The 23,474-nt window shown below is 74.1% G+C and carries 20 protein-coding genes and 1 tRNA gene; 4 read left to right on the top strand and 17 right to left on the bottom strand.

Annotated features, from left to right (window positions below):
* Nucleotides 1-15: 15 nt before the first annotated feature.
* A complete protein-coding gene (locus FIC82_RS09380; protein ID WP_154798369.1) occupies nt 16-4,716 on the bottom strand; it encodes a ThuA domain-containing protein in 4,701 nt (1,566 codons plus the stop codon).
* 363 nt (nt 4,717-5,079) lie between these two features.
* Between FIC82_RS09380 and FIC82_RS09375 the strand changes: the two genes are divergently transcribed.
* From FIC82_RS09375 to FIC82_RS09365, 3 genes are all read left to right on the top strand, one after another.
* A complete protein-coding gene (locus FIC82_RS09375; RefSeq protein WP_171445700.1) occupies nt 5,080-6,042 on the top strand; it encodes an SH3 domain-containing protein in 963 nt (320 codons plus the stop codon).
* A 129-nt stretch (nt 6,043-6,171) separates the two neighbouring features.
* Nucleotides 6,172-6,639 (top strand): nuclear transport factor 2 family protein, encoded by a 468-nt coding sequence (locus FIC82_RS09370; RefSeq protein ID WP_154798367.1) that lies wholly within the window; start codon nt 6,172-6,174, stop codon nt 6,637-6,639.
* A gap of 6 nt (nt 6,640-6,645) precedes the next feature.
* Nucleotides 6,646-7,218, top strand: coding sequence for a TetR/AcrR family transcriptional regulator (locus FIC82_RS09365; protein ID WP_168731670.1), 573 nt, complete (start codon nt 6,646-6,648; stop codon nt 7,216-7,218).
* A 147-nt stretch (nt 7,219-7,365) separates the two neighbouring features.
* Here FIC82_RS09365 and FIC82_RS09360 read toward each other — a convergent pair.
* The 12 genes from FIC82_RS09360 to FIC82_RS09305 form a co-directional block, all read right to left on the bottom strand.
* Nucleotides 7,366-7,441: transfer RNA gene (locus FIC82_RS09360), tRNA-Ala, on the bottom strand.
* Nucleotides 7,442-7,520: 79 nt separating this feature from the next.
* The gene (locus FIC82_RS09355; RefSeq protein WP_168731669.1) at nt 7,521-8,201 is read right to left on the bottom strand and encodes a histidine phosphatase family protein; all 681 of its coding nucleotides are present in this window, start codon (nt 8,199-8,201) and stop codon (nt 7,521-7,523) included.
* Complete coding sequence (gene rsfS / locus FIC82_RS09350; RefSeq protein WP_168731668.1) at nt 8,198-8,644, bottom strand: ribosome silencing factor; 447 nt, start codon at nt 8,642-8,644, stop codon at nt 8,198-8,200. Before rsfS ends, FIC82_RS09355 begins: the two co-directional genes overlap by 4 nt.
* Before the next feature lie 23 nt (nt 8,645-8,667).
* Nucleotides 8,668-9,744: a hypothetical protein gene (locus FIC82_RS09345; protein WP_154798366.1), complete on the bottom strand. Its 1,077-nt coding sequence runs from the start codon at nt 9,742-9,744 to the stop codon at nt 8,668-8,670.
* Nucleotides 9,737-10,342, bottom strand: a complete 606-nt coding sequence (gene nadD / locus FIC82_RS09340) for a nicotinate-nucleotide adenylyltransferase (protein ID WP_154798365.1) — start codon at nt 10,340-10,342, stop codon at nt 9,737-9,739. The genes FIC82_RS09345 and nadD overlap by 8 nt, the downstream gene beginning before the upstream one ends.
* 43 nt (nt 10,343-10,385) lie before the next feature.
* Nucleotides 10,386-10,541 carry a hypothetical protein gene (locus FIC82_RS09335; protein WP_154798364.1) on the bottom strand — a complete coding sequence of 52 codons (156 nt, stop codon included), beginning with the start codon at nt 10,539-10,541 and terminating at the stop codon, nt 10,386-10,388.
* Between the two features lie 158 nt (nt 10,542-10,699).
* Complete coding sequence (locus tag FIC82_RS09330; RefSeq protein WP_154798363.1) at nt 10,700-12,043, bottom strand: glutamate-5-semialdehyde dehydrogenase; 1,344 nt, start codon at nt 12,041-12,043, stop codon at nt 10,700-10,702.
* A gap of 53 nt (nt 12,044-12,096) precedes the next feature.
* Entirely contained in the window at nt 12,097-13,224 is a 1,128-nt protein-coding gene (gene proB / locus FIC82_RS09325; RefSeq protein ID WP_154800044.1) for a glutamate 5-kinase, read from the bottom strand.
* Between the two features lie 157 nt (nt 13,225-13,381).
* Nucleotides 13,382-14,902, bottom strand: coding sequence for a GTPase ObgE (gene obgE / locus FIC82_RS09320; protein ID WP_154798362.1), 1,521 nt, complete (start codon nt 14,900-14,902; stop codon nt 13,382-13,384).
* A gap of 93 nt (nt 14,903-14,995) precedes the next feature.
* Nucleotides 14,996-15,253, bottom strand: coding sequence for a 50S ribosomal protein L27 (rpmA, locus tag FIC82_RS09315; protein ID WP_047234735.1), 258 nt, complete (start codon nt 15,251-15,253; stop codon nt 14,996-14,998).
* An 86-nt stretch (nt 15,254-15,339) separates the two neighbouring features.
* Nucleotides 15,340-15,660, bottom strand: coding sequence for a 50S ribosomal protein L21 (gene rplU, locus FIC82_RS09310; protein WP_047234734.1), 321 nt, complete (start codon nt 15,658-15,660; stop codon nt 15,340-15,342).
* A gap of 228 nt (nt 15,661-15,888) precedes the next feature.
* Nucleotides 15,889-16,095, bottom strand: coding sequence for a dodecin family protein (locus FIC82_RS09305; RefSeq protein ID WP_087469349.1), 207 nt, complete (start codon nt 16,093-16,095; stop codon nt 15,889-15,891).
* 184 nt (nt 16,096-16,279) lie between these two features.
* On the opposite strand from FIC82_RS09305, the gene FIC82_RS09300 reads away from it, so the two are divergent.
* A complete protein-coding gene (locus tag FIC82_RS09300; protein ID WP_154798361.1) occupies nt 16,280-16,939 on the top strand; it encodes a protein-L-isoaspartate O-methyltransferase family protein in 660 nt (219 codons plus the stop codon).
* Here the strand turns inward: FIC82_RS09300 and FIC82_RS09295 are convergent.
* From FIC82_RS09295 to FIC82_RS09280, 4 genes are all read right to left on the bottom strand, one after another.
* Complete coding sequence (locus FIC82_RS09295) at nt 16,861-17,571, bottom strand: thymidine kinase (RefSeq protein ID WP_154798360.1); 711 nt, start codon at nt 17,569-17,571, stop codon at nt 16,861-16,863. The two genes, FIC82_RS09300 and FIC82_RS09295, sit on opposite strands and share 79 nt — an antisense overlap.
* Before the next feature lie 54 nt (nt 17,572-17,625).
* The gene (locus FIC82_RS09290; protein WP_154798359.1) at nt 17,626-19,182 is read right to left on the bottom strand and encodes a 5'-nucleotidase; all 1,557 of its coding nucleotides are present in this window, start codon (nt 19,180-19,182) and stop codon (nt 17,626-17,628) included.
* Between the two features lie 63 nt (nt 19,183-19,245).
* A complete protein-coding gene (locus FIC82_RS09285) occupies nt 19,246-19,848 on the bottom strand; it encodes a GNAT family N-acetyltransferase (RefSeq protein ID WP_253691671.1) in 603 nt (200 codons plus the stop codon).
* Nucleotides 19,849-19,856: 8 nt separating this feature from the next.
* Nucleotides 19,857-23,414, bottom strand: coding sequence for an Rne/Rng family ribonuclease (locus FIC82_RS09280; protein ID WP_253691669.1), 3,558 nt, complete (start codon nt 23,412-23,414; stop codon nt 19,857-19,859).
* Between the last annotated feature and the right edge of the window lie 60 nt (nt 23,415-23,474).

Here is a 23,474-nt window from a genome sequence, read left to right as displayed (position 1 = left end):
GGCCACCGGTCGTGCTCAGCCGCAGGCGATGGCGGCGTGGTCGACCTCGACCTCGGTGCTCCTCCCGTCGCCCGTGACGCTCACCTGCACCGCGCCGGCCTCGACGGACGTCGCCCGGGTCGCGAACGACTGGTAGGCGCTCCTGCCCGGCTGGACGTCGGTGAACGTCCTGGTGCCGTACGGCGTCGTCAGCGTCACGTCGACGGGGAACGCCTCGTCGTTCGTCGCGCGGACCGCGACGTACGCCTTGCCGGCGAGGCACCGTGCGGCAGCCTCCGTCGTGACCGCGAGGTCCGCCGGTCCGGGCTCGACGGAGACGCCGTCGCCGACCAGCTCGAAGAGGTTGACGTTCGCGATGTAGTGCGAACCGGTCGCGCGGAAGACGAGCCAGAGCGAGAACGTCTCCCCCGGGTCCGTGACGGGCACGTCGAACCACTGGTACGCCTGACCGCCGCCGGTGTTCGTGATCGGCGTGGACCCGATCAGGGCGCCCGTCGCCGAGCCCTGGCGCAGCTCGAGGGTGCCACCGATGCTGCTCGACGCCATCCGGAACCGGATCGAGTCGATCCCGCGCAGGTTGACGTCGTCGTACCGGATCGTCGCACCGTCCCGGAGCCAGCCGACGTTCAGCCCGCCGCCCAGGGAGTCGCCCGTGGCCTCGGTCCGCACCGTCGAGTCGGCGTGCTCGGCCTCGATCCGCGCGGGCTGCAGCCGGACGGCGGCCCGTGCCTGGGCGAGGTTGCGCACCTCGCCGTCGTGGCCGCCGCGGGCGTACACGACCTCGAGCTCGTACCGGAGCCTGTCCGTGGCACCGGCGTCGGCCGGCCTCTCCATGGTCACGCTGCCCGAGCAGCCGTCCGTCGGGTCGCCGCGCCACGTCCGGGTGCCGTCGGAGACGACGACCCGGGCGCGCACGTCGGCGCAGTCGGCCGCGGCGTCCGGCATGGACGCCTCGTACGGGACGGCCCGGCCGAACGGGACCACGCCCCCGAGCGGGGGCTCGGACAGCGTGATCTGCGGGACCTGACCGCTCGGGCTCTCGAAGCGGACCGCCTGCCACTCCTCGACGTTGCCCGCCGTGTCCGTGCTGCGGTACTCGACCGTGTGCTCGCCCGCGCCGCTCACGGTGACCGGGCCGGTGTAGACCGCCTCGGCCCCGCCGTCGACGCGGACCGTCGTGGCCGCGACGCCCGACGTCGCGTCCTCGCCCTCCAGCGTCACCGCGACGTCGCCCGTGAACGACCCGCCGCTCGTGCCGGCGACGAGGTCCGCCGTGGTCGACGGCGTCGTCCCGTCCACCCGCAGGGTCACCTGGCCGCGGTTGGACGCGTCGCCGTCACGCACGGCCCGGTAGCTCACGTCGAACGTGCCGTCCTCCTCGAGCACGACGGGCTCGTCGTAGTCCACCCAGGTACCGGTGTTCCCCACCTGGTACTGGATCGCGTCGTCGCCCTCGGCGGTGATCGTCAGGGTGACGGCGTCGCGGTACCAGCCGCTCGCCGTCGGCTCCGCGGGCGACACCTGTGCCGTCGGTGCGGGGATGACGACCGGGGGCCCGCCTGCCGCACCCTCGCCCGTGACGTCGAACCAGTTGAGGTTCAACAGGTAGCCCTCGGCCGGTCCCTTGAAGAGCAGGAAGAGGTCGAACGTCTCGCCCGGGTCGTCGACCGCGGCCTCGACCCAGCCCCAGCTCTGGAAGCCCCCGGTGCTCGGCACGTCCACGCTGCCCAGCAGCGCGCCGTCGGCGGAGTCCTGGCGGATCTCGATGCGGCTCCCCGCGTTCGGCGCGGCGACCCGGAAGCGCAGGGACTCCACGTTGGCGAAGTTGAAGTCGTCGTACCGCATCGAGCTGTCGTTGCGGATGAAGCCGACGTTGAGCGCGCCGCCCGACGGGTCGGCGGTCTCCTCGGTCCGCACCTCGGTGCCGATCGAGTAGTGCTCGGCCTGCTTGCGTGCCGGCTGCATCGCGACGACGTCGCGACCCGTGAGCGGTGCGACCGTGCCCTGGGGCGACCCGCCGTCCGTGAACCGGGCCTCGATCGCGTAGGTGATGCGGTCGGTGTCCGTGTGGCCGCTGTCCGGCTCGAGCACGAAGGACCCGGAGCAGCCCGACGCCTCGCGCATGGGGTGACCGTGCTCGTCGTGACCGAGGATGAGCTCGACCGTGACGTCCGCGCAGTCGATGGCGCCGTCCGCCGTGGAGCCGTCCTCGGCGTCGTCGACCGCGACCTCCCACTCGACCGTGTCGCCGTAGGTGAAGACGGTGCCGTTCGCCGGCCAGAGGACGTCGACCTCGGGTGCGGTGTTCCCTGCGGAGATCGCGACGTTCGCAGTCCCCGTCCGCCCCTGCACGTCCGTCACGGTGAGGACGGCCGTGAAGTCGCCCTCCTGCGTGTAGGTGTGCGTCGGGTCCTGCTCGGTCGACGTCGCCCCGTCGCCGAAGTCCCACGCGTACGTCAGCTCGCCACCCTGCGGGTGGGCGGTACCGGCGCTGGAGAACTCCACCTCGAGCGGCACGCCGCCCGAGCGGGGGGTCGCCGTCGCCTTCGCGATCGGCCGGTCGTTGCCGCCCGTGTAGTCGATCCGGACGATCTGCGAGTCCGGGTTGTCACCGCTGAAGCCCGAACCCCACTCGATGAGGTACATGGCGCCGTCGTGCTCGCCGAAGACCATGTCGTGCGGGCTCTTGAACTCCATCGACGCCAGGAACGGGGTGACGTCCGCGCGGTTGCCGTCCTCGTCGAGGTGGAGCCGGTAGATCTTGTCCTGCCCCCACTCGTAGAAGAACGGCTGGTCGGCCATCGAGCGCGGCCACTGCCGGTCGGACTCGATCGTCTCGTCGAACGCGTAGACGGGCCCGCCCATGGGCGCGCCGCCCCGCCCGACGTCGGGATCGCTCAGGGAGCGCCCGTAGGCGACCATCGGCTCGATCACCGGGGGGAGCTGCTGGAGCCCCGTGTTGTTGGGCGAGTCGTTCACGGGGCCCCCGGCGCAGTCGAAGGGGCCGGCGCTCGTGCTGGTCGCGTAGTCGTAGTCGTTGTAGGCGCCGCCGCCGTGGCAGAACGGCCAGCCGTAGAAGCCGGGCCTCGTGATGACGTTCCACTCGACGCGCCCGTCGATGCCCTTGCCCGGGTCGGCGTTGACGGCGTCGGGCCCGTAGTCGCCGAGGTAGACCGTGGTCGCGTCCGGGGAGACGGAGAACCGGAACGGGTTGCGCAGGCCGAACGCGTAGATCTCGGGCCGGATGAGGGACGTGTCCTGCTCGGCCGCCCACTCCGTGTCGATGAAGTTGCCCTCCGGGACGGTGTAGGTGCCGTCGTCCTGCGGCGTGATGCGCAGCAGGCTCCCCCGCAGGTCGTTCGAGCTGCCCGACGAACGCTGGGCGTCGGCCGCCTCCTGACCGGGACGCTCGTCGATCGGCGCGTAGCCTCCCGGCGCCCCGCCGGGGGTGGAGTCGTCGCCGATCGAGATCCACAGGTTGCCCGCGGAGTCGAAGTCGAGGTAACCGCCGGAGTGGCAGCACTCCTGCCGCTGGTGCGGGACCGTGAGCAGGATCTTCTCGCTCGTGGGCTCCATCGTGCCGTCGGTGACCGTGAAGCGTGACAGCCGCTGGTGCGGGGTGTCGATGAGGTCTCCGTGCGGGGAGTAGTACAGGTAGACCCAGCCGTTGTCGGCGAAGTCCGGGTCGAGCTCGATGCCGAGCAGACCGTTCTCCTGCGCCGTGTGCACCTGCAGGCGACCGGCCGTCGACGTCGTCAGGCTCTCCGGGTCGATGACACGCAGGATGCCGGACCGCTCGATGTAGAAGACGCGGCCGTCGGGCGCGACCTGGAGACCCATCGGGCTCGCCACGTCGTCGTCGAGCACGACCTTCTGGTAGTTCGCGTCGACCGTGCCGCCGCAGTCGTTCGCCTCGAGCCCGGTGGCCCACAGCAGGCCGCCGGTGAGGTGCTCGACGAACTCGGGCTCGACGTAGCTCTCGGGCGTGTGCCCCAGTGCGGTGTACCAGGACCGCCCGCCCTCGTGGTACTGGCACCACGCCGCGGGGTGGTCGTTGCCCATCCCGCCGCCCTCGTAGGTCGACTCGTCGAGGGTCATGAGCACGTGGACGTCGCCGCGCGGGTTCTCGCGGAAGTTGTACCACTCGTCCGTGCGTTCCCAGCTCGTGGGCAGGTGCGAGGTCGAGGGGTGGGTGTGGTCCTCGACGTGCACGGTGGCCTCCTGGACCGCCGGGTGCCCGCTGAACCACGCGCCGACGAGCTCGCCGTACCACGGCCAGGTGTACTCGGTGTCGCTCGCGGCGTGGACGCCGACGTAGCCGCCGCCGGACTGGACGTACTGCTCGAACGCGGACTGCTGCCCGTCGTCGAGCACGTCGCCGGTCGTCGACATGAAGACGACCGCGTCGTACGTCGCGAGGTTCTCCGGCGTGAACGCGGCGGCGTCCTCGGTGGCGTCGACCTCGATGCCGCGCTCGCTGCCGATCCTCTCGATCGCCGCGATGCCGTCGGGGATCGAGCCGTGCCGGAACGCCGCGGTCTTGGAGAAGACGAGGAGGCGCGCTGCCGGCTCGTCCTGGGCAGGCTCCTCCACGGGAGCGGGGAGCGGGACCGTGGGCGGGTCGACCGCCGCCGCGGCGGGCGGTCCGATCAGGGCGCCTGCTCCGACGAGCACGGCGACGGTGGTCGAGGACAGGAGACGTCTGAGGGTGGGCATGCGATCGACACCTTTGTGATCGAGCGAGACTCCAGGGCCGTCAATAATGTTCAGTCGTTGAACTATCGACGCCTTCCTATTCTGCACATTCGACGAACTATTTCAATGAAAATCGTTATCGAGTTCTTCCGCCGCGCTGCCATGGTCCGCCCGCGCCCACCGTCCGCCGGTCTCCCGTGCGCCGCGCACGCGACCGGCACGGCGCCTGACGACGCGCGCACCTCGCGTTCGCGTTCGGGTCGGCCGGGAGCACGTCGCGCTCCGGCCCAGGTCAGACGGCGGACCGCGGTCCGGGCTGGACTTTCTAGATCACGGTTTGGTTACATGGGCGCGGTCCTGACCACGAACGAAGCGGAGCGCACCATGTCTCGAGGCCGCCACAGCGCAGCCCCTGAACGTCCCGTGCGCACCCGTCGACTACCGTCGCTGCCCGCCCTCCCGGCACGCTCGCTCAAGCTCCCCGCGCTCGCGCTCGTCGGGCTCCTCGGTGCCGGCGTCGTCGGTGCGGGGCCACAGCCCGCCGAGGGCAACCCCGACCTCGCGCCGCTGAGCGTCGAGCCGTCCGCCGCCGACACCCTGAGCGCGGAGCGCGGCAGCGGTGCCGCGAGCCGCTCGTCGCAGCGCAGCGCGCCGCCCGCAGCAGCGCAGGAGGTCGCCGTGATCGAGACGGCGGCAGAGATCGCGGTCGTCCCCGCGGCCGAGGCCGCCCCGACTCCCCCGCCGGTCCCGGCCGTGACGGGGCAGCTGTGGACCACGGACGCCGTCAACGTGCGGACGGCCCCCGCGGCGGACGCGGAGCGCGTCGCGACGGCCGAGTTCGCGACCGCCGTCGACGTGACGGGGACGACCGAGGGCGAGTGGAGCCAGGTCGTCTGGGCCGGGGCCGCCGCCTGGATCAAGTCGAGCTTCCTCGCCGAGTCGCAGCCCGAGGCCCCGCAGGCCGCGGCCGCGAGCGCCGGCGGCACCTCCGACGCCGCGTGCACGGTGAGCACCGGGATCGAGTCGTCGCTGCGGGCCAACGCCCGCGCCGTGTACCGCTCGGTGTGCGCGAACTTCCCGCAGGTGACCTCCTACGGCGGGATCCGCCCGGGCGACAGCGGCGACCACGGCTCGGGCCGCGCCCTCGACATCATGATCACCGGGGAGACCGGGTGGCAGATCGCCCGATACCTGCAGGCGAACGCCGGCGCGCTGGGGATCACGTACCTCATCTACCAGCAGCAGATCTGGATGGCCGGCGACCCCGCGAGCGCGTGGTCCGGCATGGAGGACCGCGGCGGCGCGACCGCGAACCACTTCGACCACGTGCACGTCAGCACCTCCTAGGCTCGCCGACACGTCGGACGTCGCCCTGGTCACGGCACGACGTCCGAGAACAAGGCATACCCAGCCGTTGTACCGGACGGTACAGCCCGGTACGCTGCTTGTACCGATCGGTACAACGAAAGGCATGCCATGCCCTCGCGTCCACCTCTGCCACCCTTCGACGACGTGACCGCGACGGTCAAGACCCGCGCCGCCGAAGACGCGTGGAACACCCGCGAGCCGGAGCGGATCGCGCTCGCGTACACGCCGGACAGCCGGTGGCGGAACCGGGACCAGTTCGTCACCGGGCGGCAGGAGATCGTCCGGTTCCTGACCGCCAAGTGGGAGCGAGAGCTGGAGTACCGCCTGATCAAGGAGGTGTGGGCGCACCAGGGCAACCGCATCGCGGTCCGATTCGTGTACGAGTCGCGGCGCGCAGACGGGCGGTGGTTCCGTTCGCACGGTAACGAGAACTGGGAGTTCGACGAGAACGGCCTCATGCGCAGGCGCCTCGCGTCGATCAACGACCAGCCGATCACCGAGGACAACCGCCTCTTCCACTGGCCGCTCGGCCCGCGACCGACCGACCACCCGGGCCTGGGCGAGCTGGGGCTCTGAGATCCGGTGAGTGCTACGACGTCCTCACGCGAGAGCGCTGTTCGTGCCCTGGCGGAGGTGTTCCGCGAGCACGGTTTCGACGGAGCGAGCATGGCTCTGCTGACCGAGGCCAGCGGGCTCGGCAAGGGCAGCCTCTATCACTTCTTCCCGGGCGGGAAGCGCGAGATGGCCCAAGCGGTGCTCGACGACGTGGACGCGTGGTTCCGCGGGAACCTCTTCGCCCCCTTGCAGGAGGCCGCCACTCCCGAGAGCGCTCGGGCTGCCGTCGAGTCGATGTTCGACGCGGTCGAGGTCTACTTCCGCTCCGGCCGGCGCGCCTGCCTGCCAGGTTCGTTCGCCCTGAGCAGGCCCCGTGACCTGTTCACGGTGGCGATCAACGACTATTTCACCGAGTGGATCGACGCGCTCGGCAGCGCCCTCGAAGTCGCTGGGATCGAGGGCGCCCGGTCGGAGGCCATTCGTGTCGTCGCTGACATCCAGGGCGCGATCGTCCTGGCGCACGCGCTCGACGACTCGGAGACGTTCACGACGGTCCTGGAGGCTTCCCGAGGCGTCCTCGACCCTCGACCGGGGTCATGACACGAGCGATCTGATCCGCACCGGCTCGGAGGCGGAAGCCTCGACCGATCGCCCGCACAGGCACCTCGTCGGAACGGCGCACCCTGACGACGACGAAGGCGAGAGCGTGTGCTCTCGCCTTCGTCCTGTGCTCTGCTGAATACCTTCTGGTGGAGCTGAGGGGACTCGAACCCCTGACCCCCTGCATGCCATGCAGGTGCGCTACCAGCTGCGCCACAGCCCCGTGGATCCGCGAAGATCCTGGTCAAACACTGGATGAACACTCCCCCGGCCGGTTTCCCGTCCTGCGGAGCGTCGCTAGTCTACGCAGAAACCGGCTCCAGATTCCAATCCGGTCCCGCGTTCCACTCGTCGAGCGGGAACCCTGCCCCGACGTTGTGCGCCACGAGCCGCCACGCGGGCGTCGCGGCGGGCGCGGAGCGGTGCAGGTGGGACCAGTGGACGTTGTGCAGCCCGGAGATCCCGCGCCAGCGCTCCGGGTCCAGCCCGAGCAGGGCGGTGACGGCCAGCGTGATCGCGGCGCCGTGCGACACGACGACGAGCGTGTCGTCCGTCCCGAGCGACTCGACGTGCTCGGTGACGGCCTCGACGAGGCGCGTGGCAACCGCGGCCTTGGTCTCGGCGCCGGCGCGCGTGGGCTCCTCGCCCCGGCGCCACGCCGTGTACTCGTCCGGCCACCGCTCGGCGATCTCCGGGCCCGTCAGGCCCTCCCACTCCCCGAAGCCGCGCTCGCGCAGCCGCGGGTCGAACAGGACCTCCGCGCCGATCGCACCGGCGTACGCCCGCGCGGTGTCGGCGGCACGCACGAGGTCGGACGCGACGACACGCGTCGCGCGGTGCGCGCTCGCGAGGGCCTGGGCACCCTGCTCCGCCTGCCACTGCCCGACGGCGTCCAGGGGGATGTCGACCTGGCCCTGCAGCCGCATCGTGGCGTTGTACGCCGTCCGGCCGTGACGCAGGAGGACGAGCGTGCCGGCGCTCACGCCAGGGGCTCCCCCGAGAGGCGGATGGCGCCGTCGCCGCCGGTCGTGTCGTCCGCGTCGTCGGCGGTGCCGTCGCCGCCGCGCGCGTCCTCGGGGAGCTCGACGACGGGGCAGTCCTTCCACAGGCGCTCGAGCGCGTAGTAGACGCGGTCCTCGGCGTGCTGCACGTGCACGACGACGTCGCCGAAGTCGATGAGGACCCAGCGCGCCTCCTGCTTGCCCTCGCGGCGGATCGGCTTGGACCCCGCCTTGAACATCGCCTCCTCGACCGCGTCGACGATCGCGGAGACCTGGCGCTCGCTCGACCCGGAGGCGATGAGGAACACGTCCGTGAGGACGAGCTGCTCGCTCACGTCGAGCGCGATGATCTCCTCGGCCTTGCGGTCGGACGCCGCGCGCGCCGCGATGACGGCGAGCTCGACGGCTCGTTCGGTGGCAGTCACGTGTCTCCGTTCGTGGTGGCCGCTCAGCGGCCGGTGGCGAAGGTGCCGGGGTCGTCCCAGGTCGAGACGGCGAACCCGGAGGCGCTCGTCTCCTCGGTGGCGAGGCCCGGGTCGTCGCGGGACACGAGCGTCCACACGAGCAGCCCGAGGACGAAGGCCACGGCGACGAGGATGAGGTAGTGCAGCCACGTGTACGAGGGACCGCGCGGCTCGTCGTCGAGGTCGTCGTCCGCCTCGTCGTCGAGCTCGTCCGCGCGGGCGCGCACCCGGGGGAAGAGGTCGTCGGACGGGCCGCCCGCAGGGGGTGCCGCGGCCGCCGTCTCGCGCACCCCGCCGAAGGGTGAGGCGGGCTCGCGGGCGGCGCCCGCCGACTCGGGGGCGGAACCCGACGTGATCGCGGACCACGGGAGCGCGGCCCCCGGGGCCTCGGCCGGCGCCGCTGCGGGCGGCACGGCAGGCGCGCGTTCGGGTGCAGGAGCAGGGGTCGCCCCCCACGGCGAGGGCGCCGGGGCCGGAGCCGGTGTGGCGGCGGGCGCCGCGGGCGCGGCCGTGGGGGCGGAGAACGCCGAGAGCCGCTGCGGCTGGGCGGGTGCGGCGTCGGGCGCCCCCACCCGGCCGACGGGGGCCTGTGCGCCGAGACCGCCGGCGGGAGCGGCGGATGTCGGGGGCCGGACCGGGCCGGACGAGCCCGGGACCGGTCGGGGCGCGCCCGCGGGCGGACGGGAGCTCGTGCGAGTCGGCACCACGGGAGTCGGGGCCGGCGGACGGATCGCGACCCGCTCCGCGGTCTCCTGGACCGGGGTGAGGCGACCCGTCTCGTCGAGACCCCGCATGCCGCCGGACGCCGCCGGGGGGCGGACGACGGACGGCTGCCCGGGGTGGTCCGTCGGGCCGGTCGTCTCGCGCAGGGTGCGGCGCGACGGCGGCGGGGCCGCCGGGGCGGCCGGACGCGCGGGTTGCTGCCACGCGCCGCCGGGCGCGGGGGCGGGCGGGGGCGCCGCGGGCTGCGCGGACCGCTCGGCCGCGGCCGCCTGCTCGCGCTCCCGCATCTCGCGCCGCGTGAGCGGGCGGACGGGCTGCATGTTGCCGTTGTCACTCATCGTGCTGACCTCGATACAAACCGTGCTTGGCGATGTACTGGACCACGCCGTCCGGAACCAGGTACCACACCGGCTGGCCCGCCTCCGCACGCCGACGGCAGTCCGTCGACGAGATGGCGAGGGCCGGGACCTCGAGCATGGTGACCACGCCCGGCGGCAGACCCTCGACGCTCAGGCGGTGGCCCGGGCGGGAGACAGCCACGAAGTGTGCCATCTTCCACAGCTCGTCGGCATCCTTCCAGGTCAGGATCTGCTCGATCGCGTCCGCACCCGTGATGAAGAACAGCTCCGCGTCCGGGCGCGCGGTCCGCAGGTCGCGGAGCGTGTCGACCGTGTAGGTCAGTCCCGGCCGGTCGACGTCGACCCGGCTCACCGTGAACCGTGGGTTCGAGGCGGTCGCGATGACCGTCATGAGGTACCTGTGCTCGGCCGGGGTGACGCTCTGGTGCTGCTTGAACGACGGCTTGCCGGTGGGGACGAACACGACCTCGTCGAGGTCGAACCGCGCCGCGGCCTCGCTCGCCGCGACGAGGTGGCCGTGGTGGACGGGGTCGAACGTGCCGCCCATCACCCCCAGACGGGGTCGGCGCGCGCTCATCGAGGCGTCATCGGTCGTGGGTGCCTGCGTCGTCCGGGACCGGTCAGTGGCGCGTGCCGACGCTGCGGAACGCGTAGGTCACGAGCAGCAGGGCCACGAGCCCGCCGAAACCGATGAGCCCGTACGCGAGCGGCGGGATGGGCAGGTGCGACGCGGCCTCGGCGCCTTCCTCGGCGGCCAGCACGACGGCTGAGATCACGACGTCCTCCTCGATGGTCGTCCCCGGGGCGGACCTGACGGTCACGCGAGCCGGGGTGGTGCGGTGGAACCGGACGGGCGCCGGTCGCCGAACAGTCTCTCACGACCGCCCGGCGGCCCGGTCCGGCGGGTATCAGGTACTTGCCGACGAAGCGCGCGTCACGGACGAACGTGACCGTCGCCGTGCACGACCCATTTCGTCGTCGTGAGCTCGGCCAGCCCCATGGGGCCGCGCGCGTGGAGCTTCTGCGTCGAGATGCCGATCTCCGCGCCCAGGCCGAACTGGCCGCCGTCGGTGAACCGCGTCGACGCGTTGACCATGATCGCGGCCGAGTCGAGCTCCGCGACGAACCGCTCCGAGGACGCGAGGTCGCGCGTGACGATCGCCTCGGTGTGCCCGGAGGTCCAGGTGCGCACGTGGTCGATCGCAGCGTCGAGGTCGTCGACGACGCGCACGGCGATCTCGGGCGCGAGGTACTCCGTCGCCCAGTCCTCGTCGGTCGCCGCGAGCACCTCGGTGCCCTCGGGCGCGAGGCCCGCGGTCCGGTCGTCGCCGTGGACCACGACGCCCGCGTCCGTCAGCGCGGCGAGAGCCGCGGGCAGGAAGTCGGGCGCGGCGTCCGCGTGGACCAGGAGCGTCTCGGCGGCGTTGCACACGCCGACGCGCTGCGTCTTGGCGTTGAGCAGGATCTCGAGCGCCATGGCCCGGTCCGCGCTGGCGTCGACGTACACGTGGACGTTGCCGACCCCGGTCTCGATGACGGGCACGGTCGACTCGCGCACCACGGTCCGGATGAGGTCGGCCCCGCCGCGCGGCACCAGCACGTCGACGAGGCCGCGCGCGTGCATGAGCGCGACGGCGCCCGGCCGCCCGTGGCGGTCGATCGACTGCACGAGGTCGCCGGGCAGCCCCTGCGCCTCGAGCGCGCGCGCGAGCACGCCCACGATCACCTCGTTGGAGCTCGCCGCAGCGGACCCGCCACGCAGGATCACGGCGTTGCCGCTCTTCAGCGCGAGGCCCGCGGCGTCGACCGTCACGTTGGGCCGCGCCTCGTAGATCATGCCGACGACGCCCATGGGCACGCGGAGCTGGCGCAGGCGCAGCCCGTTCGGCAGGGTCGAGCCGCGCACGACCTCCCCGACCGGGTCCGGCAGGCCCGCGAGCGCGCGCAGCGCGTCGGCGATCGCGGCGATGCGGGGGCCGTCGAGCGCGAGCCGGTCGAGCAGGCCCTCGCTCATGCCGTTCGCCCGCTCGCGCTCCAGGTCGACGGCGTTCGCGGCCACGATCTCGTCCGTCGCGGCGACGAGGGCGTCGGCGAGCGCGAGGAGCGCGGCGTCCTTCGTCGCGCGCGTGGCCGTCGCCAGGGTGCGCGACGCGACCTTGGCGCGGCGCGCGACGTCCTCGACGGCGGTCGCGACGTCCGGCGCCTCGGCGGCGGCAGCAGCGGCGGGCGCGGGCTCGGCGGCGCCCGCGACGACGGGCGCGTCCTCGGTGGTGGTCATGATCCGAGCCTACGTCGGTCGACGCCGCGCCGGGGGCGCCGTCCGACGACCGGTCAGCGGGCCCGCTTGCGCACGAGGACGAGGTCGTCGCGGTGCACGACCTCGCGGTCGTACCCCTCGCCCAGCTCGGCCCGCAGCTCGCCCGTCGACCGGCCGAGGAGGTCCGGGATGTCACGGGACTCGAACGCGACGAGACCGCGCGCGACCACGCGCCCGTCCGCCGTCACGAGCTCGACCGGGTCCCCGGCGTCGAACTCCCCCTCCACAGCCGTGACGCCCGCGGGCAGGAGCGACGCGCGCCCGCCCTGCACCGCCGTGACGGCACCGTCGTCGAGGACGAGCCGGCCCCGCGTGCGCGCGGCGTGCGCGAGCCAGAGCCGGCGGCGCGTCGTCCGCCTGCCCGTCGCGGCGAACCACGTCCCGACGGCGTCGCCCGCGAGCGCGGCGGCGGCGTTCTGCGCCTTCGTCAGCACCACGGGGATGCCCGTGCCGGTCGCGATGGAGACGGACTCGAGCTTGGTGAGCATGCCCCCCGTGCCGACCGCGCTCCCCCGGCCCGTCACCTCGACGCCCTCGATGTCGGCCGCCGAGCGCACCTCGGCGATCCGCCGCGTGCCCGGGCGCGACGGCGGTCCGTCGTAGAGGCCGTCGACGTCCGTGAGCAGCACCATCGCGTCGGCGCGCACGAGGTGGGAGACGAGCGCGGCGAGGCGGTCGTTGTCGCCGAACCGGATCTCGTCGGTCGCGACGGCGTCGTTCTCGTTGACGATCGGCACGACGCCGAGGTCGAGCAGGCGCTCGAGCGAGCGCTGGGCGTTGCGGTAGTGCCCGCGGCGCACGGTGTCCTCCGCGGTGAGCAGCACCTGCCCGACGCGCAGCCCGTGCCCCGCGAACGCCTCGGTGTAGCGAGCCACGAGCATGCCCTGGCCGACCGACGCGGTCGCCTGGGCCGTCGCGAGGTCGCGCGGTCGGCTCGCGAGCCCCAGGGGCCCGATCCCGGCGGCGATCGCGCCGGACGTGACGAGCACGACCTGGCCGCCCCCCGCGCGCCGCGCGGCGAGCACGTCGACGAGGGCACGCAGGGCCGTGAGGTCGAGGTGCCCGTCGGGACCGGTCAGCGAGGACGAGCCGATCTTGACCACCACGCGGTGGGCGGAGGCGATCTCGGAGCGGGAGGACAGCGCGTTCACGCGTCCATCATCGCCGCCCGCCCCTGCCGGGCGCGCAGGATTTCACGGACCAGGACGCCCGTGGCCGCTCCCGGGGCGCCCGAAGGGCCCGGTCCCCTCGGGGGACCGGGCCCATCTCGTGTCCATGGCGGACCCGCGTCGGTGCACGTCAGTCCGCGTCGGGGTCCGTCCAGGTGCCGGCCTCGCGCTCGGTCCACAGCTCGCGGCGCGCCTCGGCCTTGGCGTCCATGCGCTCGTGGTGCTCGCGACGCTTCTCCGTGCGCGTGGGGCGCAGACGCTCGTCGAGGCGGTTGTCGGAGCCGCGCGGGCCGCCGAGCAGCTCGGAGCCGGTCATGAGCGTCGGCTCCCAGTCGAAGACCACGGCGTTGACGTCGGTGCCGATGCGCACCTCGTCGCCCCCGACGGCTCCGGCGGCGAAGAGCTTCTCCTCCACGCCCAGGCGCGCGAGGCGGTCGGCGAGGTAGCCGACGGCCTCGTCGTTGCTGAAGTCCGTCTGGCGCACCCAGCGCTCGGGCTTGGCGCCGCGCACCTCGAACCAGTAGTCCGTGGCCCCGCCCTTGCGCGTGACGGTGAACCCGGCCTCGTCGACGGCGCGCGGGCGCAGCACGACGCGCGTCGGCTCGGGCGCGGGCGCCTCCGCCCGCGCCTTCTCGACGAGCTCGGCGAGCGCGTAGGTCAGCGGGCGCAGGCCCTCGTGGCTGGCCGTCGAGATCTCGAAGACGCGCAGGCCGCGCGCCTCGAGGTCGGGCTTGACGAGGTCGGCGAGCTCGCGCGCCTCGGGCACGTCGATCTTGTTGAGGACGACGAGCCGCGGGCGCTCGGTGAGCGGCACGCGGCCGCCCTCGATGTCGAGGTCCTGGGCGTAGGCGGCGAGCTCCGCCTCGATGACGTCGAGGTCGCTGATCGGGTCGCGGCCCGGCTCGAGCGTCGCGCAGTCCAGGACGTGCACGATCACGGCCGTGCGCTCGATGTGGCGCAGGAACTCGAGCCCGAGGCCCTTGCCCTCGCTCGCCCCCGGGATGAGGCCCGGGACGTCCGCGACGGTGAACCGCGCGGAACCCGCCTGGACGACGCCGAGGTTCGGCACGAGCGTCGTGAACGGGTAGTCGGCGATCTTGGGCCGCGCGGCCGAGATCGCGGCGACGAGCGACGACTTGCCCGCGCTGGGGTACCCGACGAGCGCGACGTCGGCGATCGTCTTGAGCTCGAGGACGACGTCCCGCTCCTCGCCCGGCTCGCCCAGCAGGGCGAAGCCCGGCGCCTTGCGGCGCGGCGACGAAAGAGCGGCGTTGCCGAGGCCGCCGCGACCACCCTCGGCCACGACGTACTCCGCGCCGTCGCCCACGAGGTCGGCGAGGACGGTCCCGTCCGCGGTCTTGACCACGGTGCCGTCCGGCACGCGCAGGACCAGGTCGTCGCCGTTCGCCCCGTCGCGGTCGTCACCCATGCCCTGGGTGCCCGACGTCGCGTGCCGGTGCGGCGAGTGGTGGTACTCGAGCAGGGTGGTGGTCTGCGCGTCGACGACGAGGCGTACCGTCCCGCCGTCACCGCCGTTGCCGCCGTCGGGGCCCGCGAGCGGCTTGAACTTCTCGCGACGGACCGAGGCGCACCCGTTCCCGCCGTTGCCGCCGGAGACGTGCAGGACGACACGGTCGACGAAGCTGGCCATGGAACGATCCTCTCAGAGGTGGGAGTGCGAGAAACAGCAGGAGGGGCGCACCGCGTCGGTGCGCCCCTCCTGCTCGAAGCCTGTGGCTGTCGCTCAGCCCTCGACGGCGACGATGTCGATGACCTTGCGGCCACGACGCGTGCCGAACTGGACCGCACCGGCGGCCAGGGCGAACAGCGTGTCGTCCTTGCCGCGGCCGACGTTCTCACCGGGGTGGAAGTGCGTGCCGCGCTGGCGGACGATGATCTCGCCCGACTTGACGACCTGACCGCCGAAGCGCTTCACGCCGAGGCGCTGGGCGTTCGAGTCGCGACCGTTGCGCGAGGAGCTCGCGCCCTTCTTGTGTGCCATGACGAACCTGCTTTCGTGCTGGTTGCTGAGGGAGGGTGCCGGTCGGCGCGGGGCGGCCCGTAGCCGCTACCTCACGCCGGGCGAGGTCACTTGATGCCGGTGACCTTGAGGCGGGTCAGCTGCTGACGGTGACCCTGACGACGGCGGTAACCGGTCTTGTTCTTGTACCGCAGGATCGTGATCTTCGGACCCTTCTCGTCCCGCACGACCTCGGCGGTGACCTTGACCTTGGCGAGCTTCGCCGCGTCGGTGGTCACCTTCTCCCCGTCCACCAGCAGGAGAGCGGGCAGCTCGAGGGACTCACCGACCTTGGCGGACACCCGGTCCACCACGACGATGTCGCCGACGGAAACCTTCTCCTGACGGCCACCGGCCTTGACGATCGCGTACACCACGTTGCTGCTCATCTCTCTTAGTCTTGGCGTGCTCGTCACGGCGAGTTCGTCTTGGAGACTCCGGCCACGCCGCGGCGTGCGAGTGCGAGTCGTCCGTGGGCACACGGGACCGGCGCGCCTGGGCGCGCCGACGTTCAAGACTACGGATCCCTGGCGTGCAGGTCAAATGGCGCGTGCCGACCCGCGCACGACGACGCGCGAGCGGGCCCGGTTCCGGGTGCTGCCGCACCCGGGCGCCCCTCACTCGAGGACGAACGTCACCTCGAGGACGACCTGCCAGGCGACGATGCGCCCGTCCTCGATGTCGACCTTCTGCTCCTTCACCCACGCCCCCGAGACGTTGCGCAACGTGCTCGCCGCTCGCTCGACGCCGACGCGGACGGCGTCCTCGAAGCTCGTGTCCGACCGTGCGCTGAGATGCGTGATCCGTGCCACCGTGCCGCTCATGCTGGGCTCCCCGGTCCGGGCGGGCGCACCGGCGCGCCCGCGCACCCGTCGAGCATCCCGCCACGTGTGCGCCCTCGCCACCGGGAGAGCCCCCGTCGCGCTCGTCGTCCTCCGGCGTCACGACCCCCACGACGGAGGGCGGGTGGTGCGCGGCCGTGCCTACGCTGGCTGGGGAGGTGGTCGCATGCGCCCCGGAGGCAGGTCGGGCGACGCGCCGGGTCGCGGCCCCGACGTCGTCGCGGCCGCGATGCGCGCCGTCGACCGCCGCGCGTTCCTCCCCCGCGCGCAGCGCCGCTGGGCCGGCCAGGACCGCCCCCTCGCCATCGGGCACGGCCAGACGAACTCGCAGCCGTCGACCGTCGCCGCGATGCTGCGGCTGCTCGACGTCGCACCCGGCGCCCGGGTGCTCGACGTCGGCTCCGGGTCCGGCTGGACGACGGCGCTGCTCGCCGTGCTCGTCGGGCCGTCGGGCTCCGTGCTCGGCGTGGAGCGGGACCCCGAGCTCGCCGCGTGGGGTGCGGCGAACCTCACGACCGTGCGCGCACCGTGGGCACGCATCGTCCGGGCGTCACGGGGTGCGCTGGGGACCCCGGGCGAGCGCTACGACCGGATCCTCGTGTCCGCCGCGGCCGACGCGCTCCCCCAGGCCCTCGTGGGCCAGCTGGCGTCGGCCGGCCGGATGGTGGTCCCGGTCCGGCACACCATGCTGCTCGTCGAGCACGACCCGGACGACCCGCGCGGCATCCGGGTCGGTGAGCACGGCTCCTACTCGTTCGTCCCGCTCGTCGAGGACCCGCCGGAGACGCCCGGGACGCCGGGGACGCGCGGGACGCCGGCCGGCTGAGACCGCCACGGCGCCCCGGGCAGGTGCGCGCGGCAGCGCGCCTCGTAGCTCTCGGCCCCGCCGACGTGCGCCGCGGCAGGGACCAGCGGGTCGCGCGACCCCGCACCCTGCGCGGCTGGTTCCGGCGCCACGCGCACGTGGAAGGCCGCGTCCTCGCCGCACACCGCGCACACGGCGGTGAGCTTGTCGACGCGCTCGGCGAGCGCCGCGAGGGTGGGCAGCGGCTCGAACGGCCGCGCGTCGAACGTCACGTCGAGACCGGCGACGACCACCACGAGCCCGTCGTCCGCGAGGCGCTGCACGACGTCCACGAGGTCGGGCCCGAAGAAGTGCGCCTCGTCGACCGCGACGAGGTCGAGCGGACCGCCGTCGCGCACCAGCCGCACGAGGTCGGCGGCGTCGCGCGCCGTCCGCGACGGGATCGCGAGACCCGAGTGCGAGCTCACCGTGCCCGTGCCGCGCCGCGTGTCGAGGACGTGACCGACGACCTCCACGCGGCGCCCCGCGACCTCGGCGCGCCGGACCCGGCGCAGGAGCTCCTCGGTCTTGCCCGCGAACATCGGGCCGCACACCACCTCGACGCGTCCACCCGTGCGGGGCGAGGTGTCCGGGAGGCGTGCGGCGCCGGTCATGCGAGCAGTGAACCACCGGACGCCTGCACCCCGCGACGCGGGAGGCCGCCGCCGTCAGTGGTGGCGGGCCGACCCGTTCGACGAAGGACGGACGGGGAGCGGCTTGGGCTCCCCCGCCGGACCGAGCACCGACACGCGGTCGGGCGTGGACTGGCGCGCGACGTCTCGCCGGCTGAGCAGCGTCGTTCCCGAGAGTCCGGCAGCGGGTTCGGCGCTGCGCCCGACCAGCTCCGTGCTCGCCTCCTGCTGGGGCGCGGTCTCCGTGCCCTCCGCCGGGGCGGTCGCCTCGGGGGCGGGGGCGGGTTCGCGGGTCGCGACCTCGCGCGCCGGCTGCACGGCCGGCTGGACGGCCGGCTGGACGGCCGGGGCGACCGTGCTCGCGGCGATCCCCGCGAGCCCGCCGCCACCGATGCCCGGGACGGACCGCACGAGCGGGAGCTCACGCGTCCCGGTGCGCCCCGAGCCGGTGCGCTCCTCGGCCTGGTCCCCGGAGGATCTCCCGGCGTCGTCCGGCCGACGCTCCTCGACGCGCCCCCGGACGGGCTCCTCGTCCGCGTCGCGCTCGACGACCGAGGCGGACGGTGCCGCCGGCGGCGTCGTGCCCTCGCGCCGCGTCGGCGCCGGAGGGACGGCATCGGCCGGACGGGCACGCCCCGCGGCGCCGGCGGGGCCGACCGGAAGGACGCCGCGGTTGAGCTCGCCGTAGGGCACGTGGACCGACGGCGCGACCCGGCGGGTCGCCTCGACGACGGCCCGCTGGTCGTCGAAGAAGATGTGCGGCCGCAGCACCTCGAGCACGCCGTCCTTGTCGACGCCGCCGAGGAAGAACGCGTCGTCGACGGTCACGCCCCACGACGACAGCGTCGCGACCGCGCGCTCGTGGGCCGGGGCGGAGCGCGCCGTGACGAGCGAGACGTGGACGCGCGGCCGGTACGACGGGTCGGTGGCGTGCCGCTCGCGCTCGACGACCTGCACCCGGTGGATGCCGACGAGGAGCTCGCGCAGCGGGCCCCGACCGAGCGGGACGTCGGCGTTGAGCGCCTCGTGCTCCCGGAAGGAGGCGAGGCCGCCGTCCTGGAAGCGACGCTCCGACGAGTCGTCCGCGAGGACTCCGTCGAAGTCGAACGCGATGCGCAGCTCGTCCCCGTCCTCGTCCGCGAACGTCGGGTCCAGCACGTACCCCGCGGGCAGGCCGAGGTCGACCGCGTCGCGCACGGAACGCTCGTCGGCGGACAGGAACAGGTCCACGTGCAGCGGGCGGATGAACTCGTGCGGGCTGCGGCCCTGGCGGAAGACGGCACGCGTGATGTCGAGGTCGTGGTGCCGGATCGAGCGCATGACGCGCAGGCCCGTCTCCGGCGAGTTGCGCGACATGACGATGACCTCGACCAGCGGGTCGTCCGCCGACGGCGCCAGGTCGTTCAGCGCGAGCAGGCGACGGACGAACCCGAAGGCGACGCCCGGGGCCAGCGCGTCGTCGCGGTGACGCTCCTGGAAGTCGCGGTACGCCGCCTCCCCCTGCGTGCGGAACACGCGGTCGGACTCGGTGAGGTCGAACAGTGCGGAGGAGGCGACGCCGACGACGAGGCGGCCCGAGAGGTCGTAACCCATGGCGGCATGATGCCAGGTGCAGGTGACGAGGACGAAGACGCCGCCGAGCCGGTCACGAGCCGGTCAGGACCGGGCGGTCCACTCCCGGCGCAGGACGCCCAGGACGACGGCGTCGTGCCGCACGCCGTCGACGACGCGGGCGTCGCGGAACCGGCCCTCCTCCACGAGGCCGAGCGCTCGACCGGCGCCGAGCATCGCGGCGTTCCCGGACCACGTGGCGAGGTCGAGGCGCACCCACCCGGTCACCGAGAACAGGTACGTGATCCACGCGCCGAGCGCGTCGCGACCGAGTCCTCGCCCGCGCACCGCGGGGTCGTACAGGCCGATCCCGACACGTGCCCACTGCGTCTCGACGGACTCCCAGTACCAGGAGCACGTCCCGACGAGCCGGTCCACCTCGTCGGCGACGACGACGCGACGTGGCGGCAGGCCGTCGTCGTCCCAACCCTCCGGGTGGACGGCCTGCGCGGCGGCCGCGCGCGCGAGGCGCGCGACCGCCGCGTCAGAGGCTGCGTCGTCGGGCACCGGGTAGTACGGGCCGTCCCAGCGGTGCCACTCGTGCCCGGGGCGCAACCAGTCGCGGTAGGACGCGAGGTCCGCCGCGCGCCAGCCGCGCAGACGGACGCGCTCGCCCGCCGCGTACACCGGCACGTCGCCGGCGGGCACGGCCGAGGTCACTCCTCGACGGGCTCCGCGTCGCCGCTCGCGCCCGGCTCGGCCTCCGCTCCCGCCTCCGCGGCGACGTCGGCTCCGGTCTCCACGACCGGCGCAGGCACGTCCTCCGTGGGCGTCACGCCGTCGGCGGCCGGCTCCGGAGCCGCACCGTCGTGCTCGTGCTCGTGCTCGTGGGCGTGCGCCGCGGCCGCAGCGATCGTCGCGAGCGTGGCCTTCACGGCCGCGCGCGCCTCGGAGGAGACCTCCGGCAGGACCGGGACGGCCGGCTGCGGCAGGGTGATCGCGGCGTCCTTCGACGCCGCGGCGCTCGCCCCGGAGCCGCGCTTGCGACGCGACCGGCCCGAACGACCCGACTCGGCCGGCTCCTCGGTGGCAGCGCTGCTCCCACCGCCGCCGCCACCGTGGTCGTGGCCACCACGGCCGTTCCCGCCCGACTTCTCGATCGGGTCGGTGTGCACGATGAACCCGCGCCCGTGGCAGTGCTCGCACGTCTCGCTGAACGCCTCGACGAGGCCCTGGCCGACGCGCTTGCGCGTCATCTGCACGAGCCCGAGCGACGTGACCTCGGCGACCTGGTGCTTGGTCCGGTCGCGGCCCAGGCACTCGACGAGACGGCGCAGCACGAGGTCGCGGTTCGACTCGAGCACCATGTCGATGAAGTCGATGACGATGATGCCGCCGATGTCGCGCAGCCGGAGCTGGCGGACGATCTCCTCGGCCGCCTCCAGGTTGTTGCGCGTCACGGTCTCCTCGAGCGTGCCGCCCGAGCCGGTGAACTTGCCCGTGTTGACGTCGACGACGGTCATCGCCTCGGTACGGTCGATGACGAGCGACCCGCCCGAGGGCAGCCAGACCTTGCGGTCCATGCCCTTCGCGAGCTGCTCGTCCACCCGGTGCACCGTGAAGACGTCCTGCGTGCCGGTCCACTTCGAGACGCGCTCGCGCAGGTCCGGCGCAAGCTCCTCGACGTAGGTCGAGATCTCCGACCACGCCCCGTCGCCCTCGACGACGAGCGAGCTGAAGTCGTCGTTGAAGATGTCGCGGACCACGCGGATCGCGAGGTCGGGCTCGCCCTGGAGCAGGGCGGGGGCCGACGCGCTCTTCGACTTCTTCTCGATGGCCTCCCACTGGCCGCGCAGACGCTCGACGTCGGCCCGCAGCTCCTCCTCGCTCGCGCCCTCGGCCGCGGTGCGCACGATGACGCCCGCGCCGTCGGGCACGACCTCCTTGAGGATCTTCTTGAGGCGGTTGCGCTCGGTGTCCGGGAGCTTGCGGCTGATGCCCGTCATGCCGCCGCCGGGGACGAACACGAGGTAGCGGCCCGCGAGCGTGATCTGCGACGTGAGGCGCGCGCCCTTGTGCCCGATCGGGTCCTTGGTCACCTGCACGAGCACCGAGTCGCCCGACTTGAGCGCCTGCTCGATCCGACGCGGCTGCCCTTCGAGCCCGGCCGCGTCCCAGTTGACCTCGCCCGCGTAGAGCACGGCGTTGCGGCCCTTGCCGACGTCGATGAACGCGGCCTCCATGCTGGGCAGGACGTTCTGGACCCGGCCCAGGTAGACGTTGCCCGCCATGGACGCCTGCGACTGCTGGGAGACGTAGTGCTCGACGAGCACGCCGTCCTCGAGCACGGCGATCTGCGTGCGGCCCGCGCGCTCGCGCACGACCATCGAGCGCTCGACCGCCTCGCGGCGCGCGAGGAACTCCGCCTCGGTGATGATCTGGCGGCGGCGACCGGCGTCGCGTCCCTCGCGGCGGCGCTGGCGCTTCGCCTCGAGGCGCGTCGAGCCCTTGAGCGCCGTGACCTCGTCGGCCAGGCTCCGCTCGCGCGTGCGCGAACGGGTCGACGAGGCCTCGCCGCCCTCGGCCCGCCCGCCGCGGCGGCGGCGACGGCGACGGCGGCTGCTGCCCGCCTCGTCCTCGCCGCCCTCGGCGTCCGCGGCCTCGGGCTCGGTCTCGTCGCCCTCGGTGGTCGCGTCGGTGTCGGCCGGCTCGTCGCCCTCGGTGGGGGCCTCGTCGCTCTCGTCCTGATCCCGACCCGCGTCCGGGCGACCGCGACGGCCGCGACCGCCGCGGCGACGACGACGGCGCGGACCCGACTCGGCGTCCTCGGACGTGGGCTGCTCCTCGGCGGCGGCGTCCTCGTCGGGTTCGACGAAGTCCTCCGGGCCGAACGCGTCGTCGGGGAGCTCGATCCCCTCGGCGACGAGCTCCGACTCGATGGCCTCGATCTCCTCGACGGCGGCGGCGTCCTCGCCCGTGAGCGCGACCTCGGCGGTCACGTCCTCCGTGCGCTGAGGCACGGCCGGGGCGCTCGGCGCCTCCTTCGCCGCACGCTCGCGCGGCTCGGCCACGACGGGCGTCGGCTCGGCCGCGACGGCGGCGGGCTCGACGTGGCGGGGCGGCCCGGCCGGGCTCTGGGCGCGGCGCGGACGGCGCGGCGCGGCCGCCGGGTCGGGCGCCTGGAACAGCAGCGCGGTCGTCGCGAGGCGCGGCGTGCTCGTGCCCGCACCGGTCGCGGCGGGCGAGACGGGCGTCTCCGGCGCGGTCGCGGGCGACGGCGCGGCGTCCGACGTCGGCTCGGCCGGCTGCTGCGTCTCGGGAGCGGCCTCGGCGGGTGCCGCCTTCGAGGTCGCGCGGCGCGAGCGGCGCGCGGGCTTCTTCGTCGCCTCCACCGGTTCCGACGCGGGCGCCTCGGCGGTCGACGCGGGCGCCGCGTCCTCGGCCGTCGCCGGGACCTTCGCGGCAGGCGCTCCGGCCGCGGACGTCGCGCGACGCGAACGGCGCGCGGGCTTCTTCTCCGCGGGAGCCTCGGTCACCGTCGCAGGCACCTCGGTCGCCACCTCGACGACGGCGTCCGCCACGGGCTCGGCGGGAACCTCCGGCGCCTCGACCGCGGGGGCAGTCTTGCGCGTCGTCCGGGTGCGCTTGGCCTTGCGCGGTGCGTCGGCGGCGCCGAGCAGGGCGTCGGCGTCCGGCCCGGCGGCGGGGACGGGGGCGACCTGCTCCGCGGCCGGAGGCGCGTTCAGGCCGAACTCGGAGAGCACGTCGAGCGGAGCGTCGGCCGACGCGGTCGCAGCCTTCTTGCCGCCGCTCTGAGTGCGACGCGTGGTGCGTCCGCGGCCCTTCGGCGCAGCGGACACCGCCGCCTCGGCGTCGGCCGAGGGGGCGTCGCCGTCGGCCGGGCCGACGGAGGACGGTGCCGCGGCGGCGGTCGCGGCGGGATCCTCGGTCGCGCCCGCGGGGGGCTCGACCGGCGCGGACGTCGTCCGGGTCGCGCGGCGCGAGCGGCGCGCGGGCTTCTTCTCGGCCACGTCGGAGGCCGGGGCGCCGGAGGGACCCGCGTCGACCGGCGCGGGCGCGTCGACGGGCGACGCATCGACGGAGGCGGTCGCCTCGACGGGTACCGGGGGCGTCTGGGGCGGGGCCGCGCTGCGGGTCGCGCGGCGCCGTGCGGGCTTGCGCCCGGTGGTGGTCAGGGTCTCGGCCCGGTCCTGGGTCGCGGCGTCCGCCGTCGACTCTGAGGGGGTGCTGTCGGAGGTGCTGTCGAGCGTCACGCGTCGTGCTCCTGCTGCCACAGGGACCGCCCCGCACCGTGCGGCCCTTCGGGGCGGTCG

It is taken from the genome of Cellulosimicrobium protaetiae (assembly GCF_009708005.2).
In the GTDB taxonomy this organism is placed as follows: Bacteria; Actinomycetota; Actinomycetes; order Actinomycetales; family Cellulomonadaceae; genus Cellulosimicrobium; species Cellulosimicrobium protaetiae.
The sequence above is the reverse complement of the archived record's forward strand: the minus strand, read 5'-3'. Positions and strand labels throughout refer to the sequence as shown.